This is a genomic window from uncultured Thiodictyon sp., assembly GCF_903828115.1.
In the GTDB taxonomy this organism is placed as follows: Bacteria; Pseudomonadota; Gammaproteobacteria; order Chromatiales; family Chromatiaceae; genus Thiodictyon.
In genome coordinates, this window is the sequence record NZ_CAIKKU010000723.1 from 1 (window position 1) to 5,768 (window position 5,768).

Annotated in this window: 3 protein-coding genes and 1 pseudogene; 3 read left to right on the plus strand and 1 reads right to left on the minus strand. The window is 60.9% G+C overall.

Features of this window, described 5'->3' with window-relative positions:
* The first annotated feature begins 148 nt into the window (after window positions 1–148).
* The 3 genes and pseudogenes from QZY48_RS27000 to QZY48_RS27010 all read left to right on the plus strand — a co-directional run bounded on the left by QZY48_RS27000 (window position 149) and on the right by QZY48_RS27010 (window position 5,052).
* Window positions 149–4,405, plus strand: a complete 4,257-nt coding sequence (locus QZY48_RS27000) for a type IV secretory system conjugative DNA transfer family protein (protein ID WP_295436657.1) — start codon at window positions 149–151, stop codon at window positions 4,403–4,405.
* 108 nt (window positions 4,406–4,513) lie between these two features.
* A pseudogene (locus tag QZY48_RS35075) lies at window positions 4,514–4,768 on the plus strand (DUF4160 domain-containing protein).
* Window positions 4,769–4,782: 14 nt separating this feature from the next.
* The gene (locus QZY48_RS27010) at window positions 4,783–5,052 is read left to right on the plus strand and encodes a DUF2442 domain-containing protein (RefSeq protein WP_295436659.1); all 270 of its coding nucleotides are present in this window, start codon (window positions 4,783–4,785) and stop codon (window positions 5,050–5,052) included.
* 76 nt (window positions 5,053–5,128) lie between these two features.
* Here the strand turns inward: QZY48_RS27010 and QZY48_RS27015 are convergent, their stop codons facing one another.
* Window positions 5,129–5,584, minus strand: coding sequence for a hypothetical protein (locus QZY48_RS27015; protein ID WP_295436660.1), 456 nt, complete (start codon window positions 5,582–5,584; stop codon window positions 5,129–5,131).
* Between the last annotated feature and the right edge of the window lie 184 nt (window positions 5,585–5,768).

A 5,768-nucleotide genomic window follows, 5' to 3' on the forward strand; every position in this document is an offset into this window, starting at 1 on the left:
CTATCCTTTTCAAAGCATAGTCCGGTTGACCATAGTTTATTTTATTCACCAGGCTTCTCTTACACGCTCCGAATATATTTTTACCGCTGCTAAAATTATATCAAATTCAATGGCCTATTGCAATTTAACAAAGTAGAATTAAGGACCAATGAACGTCAGCGACCTCTCTATCCCGGATGATGCCGACCACGGGGCCCGTCTTGCCCACGCCCGCTGGGCGGACCCCGAGTACGTCGCCGATCGCTACACCTACCGGGAGGGCGACATCTGGCTTGGCCGCTGTCCCCATGATCCCAACCGTGCTATCGGCCACCGGGACGACCGCCACGTTTTCCTCTGCGCCGAAACCCGCTCCGGCAAGGGCCGCGCCTTTCTGGTCAACAATCAGGTCCTTTGGCCCGGCTCCCTGATCGCCATCGACCCCAAGGGCGAGGCCGCTCTCATCGCCGCCGCCCGCCGCGGCCCCGGCAGCGCGCACTGCGAAGGTCTGGGCCAGGAGGTCTATATCCTGGACCCAAGCGGGATGGACCTGCCGCCCGAGTTGGACCGGTTCCGCGCCCATTTCAATCCGCTCGCCGCCCTGCGCGCGAACGATCCGCAATTGGTCGAGAAAACCAGGCGGGTCGCCAAGGCCATCTGCGAGGTCCGGGGTGGCGAGGCGACCGTCTGGGACGAGCGCGGCCGAAACCTGGTTGCCAATGTCATCCGCCATGTCGTCACCGCCCCGCGCCAGGACTTCGAGGAATACGGCCTGCCCCGCGATCTCACCACCGTCCGGTCGCTGATCCTCGCCGGGCATCGCGGGCTCGCCAAGCGCACCGACGAGCACCATCGCGCCAAGGCCGCCGCGGAGGGGAAGATTGCCAGACCGGCGGACCCCTTCGATCTTCTGTTCGAGCAAATGGCCGCCAACCCCGCCTGCAACGGCGAGATCGCACTCGGCGCCCATGACATGCTCAGCTACTTGCGCGGTCATGTCGAAGGATTCCAGAGCGTGCGCTCCGCCGCCGCCCGGCAACTGGAGTTTCTGGCCGGTTACGGCATGTGCAAGACGGTCACGGCCACCGGTGCCCGTGATGACGGGACCGGCGAGACTGTCGCCTATCCCCGCACCTTCCAGGTCCAAGACCTGAAGAACTCGTGTATCAGTGTCTTTCTCTGCGTGAAACAGGCCGATTACGAATCCTTCAAGCCCTGGCTGCGCGCCATGGTCGAGGTCCTGATCGACGGGATGACGCAGCGCGAAGGTCTCGGGAAAAGCGGCCAGCGCGTGCTGTTCTGTATCGACGAATTCGCGAGCCTTGGCGAAATGGAACGTATCGCCACGGCCAGCGACATCATTGCCGGGGCCGGCGTCAAGCTGTTGCTCGCCGTCCAGCGCCTCGGCCAACTCAAGAAGCACTACGGCGAGGCATGGCAGACCTTTATCGCCTCCGCCGGCGCCCAGATCTGGTTCGGCGCCGAGGAGATGGAGACTCGCGAATTCATCGAGCGCTCGCTTGGCAACACCGAGGTCACCATCTACGAGGATTCCATTGCCATCGGCCGCGGCACCTCGGTCGCCAAGGGCGTCAGCGAGGTCTACACCCACACCAATAGCCTCGCCACTACCGACACCACCGGGCAGAGCCGCACCCATGCGGACAGCCGGTCCCGTGCCGACGGCGTCCAAGAACAGCATAGCCATACCGATAGCCGCAATGACGGCACCACCCGTGGCGGATCGGAGTCCCGCGGCACCACCAATACCCGTGGTGAACGGAGCGGCCGGGGCGGCGCCAGCGGCTCGAACTGGAACTACGGCACCAACGACGGGCGCACCGCCGGTAAAGACTACGGCCCCTACATTCTGTTTGAACCTTGGGAACATACCACCAATCGCGGCAGCAACTCCGGCCGCAACCGCTCGCGCGGCGGCAGCCGCCAGGACTCCTGGTCGAGTGATACCACCGATAGCCAATCCACCAATCAAGTCCATTCCACCAACTACAGCGAGAACAGCAGCCAGGGATATAGCGATACCCGCGGCGGCGGCACCAGCCGAATCGACACGGCGGGCACGAGCGATGCCCGGACGGACAGCACGAGTCGGGCGCAGACGACCGGCACCAGCGATGCCCACGGCCGCGGCACCAGTCATGTCGATGCCAGCATCCAGAACCAGACCGCGACACGCAGCCAGCGTCGCCACGTCATCCCATTGCTCAGCGCACTGGAGGCCAAGCAATACCTGCGATCCTTCCCCGAATCCGATCGCGAGCACGCCGCCTTTCCCGGTCTCGCCCTGATCATCCTCAGCGGCGAGCCGCACCCCTTTTTCGTGCGCAAGGCCAACCACGACCAAGACCCCTTCTTCGTCCGCAAATTCAATCCGAATCCAGTCCACTCCTTCGTGCCGTTCGATGAGCAGCCGTTGCTGGGATGGCAGATTACGGAAGCGCACTTCTTTTCGGTGCATATTCCAGAGCCGCTCGTTACAGATTGGCTCGGCGTCGAAGTGACCTTACCGCAATCCCTGTTCAAGAACGCGATCATCGACAAAGGGATGCCAGTCCTGGCCGTATTGGCGGATGCGGCAGATGAATGGCACACCCAGCCGCCAGCCTATGGTGTGAAGGCCCCGGTGCCACTCAAGGTGCTGAATCTTGAAGAGGGCGAATCCCGACAGCAAGGTCGCCTGATGCAAGTCCGCGCCCAAACTGCCCAATTGTCGGCGAACTGGCGGGAGGACTTCGCGAGCGCCTTGTGGGCGCGCTGGTTCGAGGCGCGGAACGCGGAGATTGAGCGGTGCCGGGAGATCGAGGCGGAGCGCCGACGGCAAGAAGCCGAGCGAAAAAGAGCGGAGCAGGCGCGCGAGGCGGAGCGCCGACGGCAAGAAGCTGAGCGAAAAATGGCTGAGCAGGCGCGTGAAGCGGAACGCAAGAGAGCGGAGCAGGAAGCAATCGCGGAGCGAAGAAGGACCGAGGAAGCGCAGGAACGAGAGCGAATCCGACAGGCCGAGATCGCGGCGATCGAACAACGAATTGCTGAGCAAGAGGCCAAGATAAAGGCGCAAGAGGGGCTTGTTGCGGATTGCCGCGCCAAACTGGTCGCGGTCGCTGGACGCCGGGCTGACCTATGGTTGGACGATGGCGAAGATCGACTCATTGGCGCCGTCTTGACAATAGCGCTATCCTGCGCACTGGTAGCCGGAATGGTATACCAGAGCTTCTGGGGCGGCGTCGGTGCATTCATCGCGGGCCTCATTCTCGCGGTCGGGTTCCTTTTTCTCGTGGGGCTCTTGCAGAAGCTCTATTGCGAACGGGAATGGGGCGAGACTGAGGAGCAACTTTCTCTCAAGGCAAGTGCGTTGCGCAGTGAACTCGAAGGTTTCAAGAAATCTCTTGAATCCCTGCGCGAAAAACTGCACGAACTTCTGGGGGGACTGGGCAAGTATGGGGGCCGGGAGGTTCTGGAATCTGAGATCTGCCGGCCCGAGATCACCGGGCTTGAACGGCGAATTGCGGACCAAGAGGCCAAGATAGCGGGACAGGGGGCGCTTGTTGCAGATTGCCGCGCCAAACTGGTCGCGGTCGTTCGGCGTCGGGATCGTTTATGGCTGAACAGCGAAGACAGTCGTCCAGAGTGGCTCAATACCACCGTGCTGACAATACCGCTGTTCTGTGGAGTGCTTGGCGGAGTCATATACGAGGGTTTCTGGGGCATCGTCGCTGCATTCTTCGTGGGCTGGTTGCTCGCGCTCTGGTTCCTTGCGGTAGCGATGTTCGTGCAGAAGCTCTATTGCGAACGGGACTGGGAAGAGACCGAGAGGCAGCTTTCTCTCAAAGCAAGCGAGTTGCGTAGCGATCTGGAAGTTTTCGAGGAATCGCTGAAATTCCTGCGTCACGGACTGGACCAACTCCTGGTAGCACGGAGCAAGTATTGGCACAAGGAGGACCTTGAACTTGAAATTTCTAGAAGAAAATCGGACCTGGAACGCTTGGATATTCAGATAAATGCTCTTGATCGCAGGCTTGAATCGCTACGCTCGCAGCAGCAACTCGGACTATGGACTTCGTGGGAGGGCTGGGAAAAATATTCTGGCCGTCTTGTGTTTAGCTACATCGCTATCGCGTTTATCTACGTGCTCTGGCTCGATGACTCTCACCGTGGCGATCCGGGAGGAGTTACCTGGCTTCGCGGCATCTTTGCAATCCCGCTCCTTTTGAATATCGCGTGGGTGGTCTTCTTCATTCAACGGAAAATTCATGAGCGTTCCTCCGGCTGGAGTTATTCGGCGCTGAAGGAGGAAGAACGTGAACTTCTCGACGAGGTAGAGCCTTTGAGAGACGAAAGACGACCTGCTATTTACCGCCCTCTCAACCTATTGGAATGCGAGTTACGGTGCCGCGCCATTGCTCGTTAGTTTCAATCGATTCGGGCGGCGTTGAGCGACGAGACGTTACCAGGTCCGGTTGGCCGTCTCGTCTGAAGGCATATGACGGGGAGACCATTCAAAATGCCGACCATCAGCATGTTCTACGGCATCGTGATCCTGATGTTCTTCGAGGACAACGACCGCCATCATCGTCCGCACATCCATGCCCGTTACCAGGGCGCAAATGCGTCGATCGCCATCGACGACGCCGCGCTGCTCGATGGGGATCTGCCACGTCGGTAGTTGCGCCTGGTGCAGGCGTGGATCGAGATCCATCGTGACGAGTTGTTGGCCAACTGGGACCTGGCGACCGCGGGCGACACACTGTTCCGCATCGATCCGCTCAAGTAACGAGGTATGCTGCCATGCTTCTCGATGTCGTCGCGGTGCAACCGCAGCCCGACTATCAGCTGCTGCTCGAGTTCGACAACGGCGAACGGCGCTGTTTCGATATGGTCCCCTATCTCGACCGCAAGCCCTTTGTCCGCATCAAAACACTCCCCCTGTTCATGCTGGCGCGCGTCGAATACGGGACAGTGGTATGGCCGGGGGACATCGATATCGCGCCAGAGACCCTTTATGATCGCTCGGTACCCGTCCCGGAGGCGCATATGGTCGGTATCGCGGTCGCTTAGAAATGATATGGCCTCCAGGCCCCGACCTGGGCTTGTTTCGTGAATTGTCGGACCTCGGCGATTGCAAGCCAGCGCTTTACATCCCGTGGGTGAATCCGTGGCTGGCACTATAGGAGGCGTCATCGCTCGCGTCGTCCTCGGTCCGATAGGTGGCCTTGGCATAGTCCGGAAGCTCAGACTGCGCGGTCGCGGCCGATGCCTGCTCGGAGCCTGACGCCTGTCCGGTTGCCGAGTCTTCCGCCGACGACTCCCCCGATTGTGACTGCGACGACTCGCCGCTGGCCCGCTCGTTGAACTCACCGCTGAGGTCGGGGGCGCTCTCGAATTGCTCGCCGTAAACCTGCCGTGCTACGGCCATCCAGTCCTGGTCGGATCGGTCGCCGGCGGATGCTTGGGCGCCGCTCGCCTGAGCGCTGAACACTTCCTTCAGCCCTTCCGCGTTCTGGGAGTCATGTGCCGTTCGCTCGTCGCTCATCTGCGTGATCTCCTGCAAAATCGTTTCCACCGTCGAACATGGCACGGTGAAGATCAATCATCGTCAATGCTCCGGTTGCGGAGCGTTCTCCTCAGGTGTGCAGGGCCTTGATCATAATCCCGACCTATCAGCTAACGGCGAGGTCTGCGGTCCGCACAGCGGACCCTACGGCCCCGTGTCCGTAGGGTCCGCTGTGCGGACCAGCGACCTCCCGTCCAGCAAAGTGGCCGGGTCGGGTAGC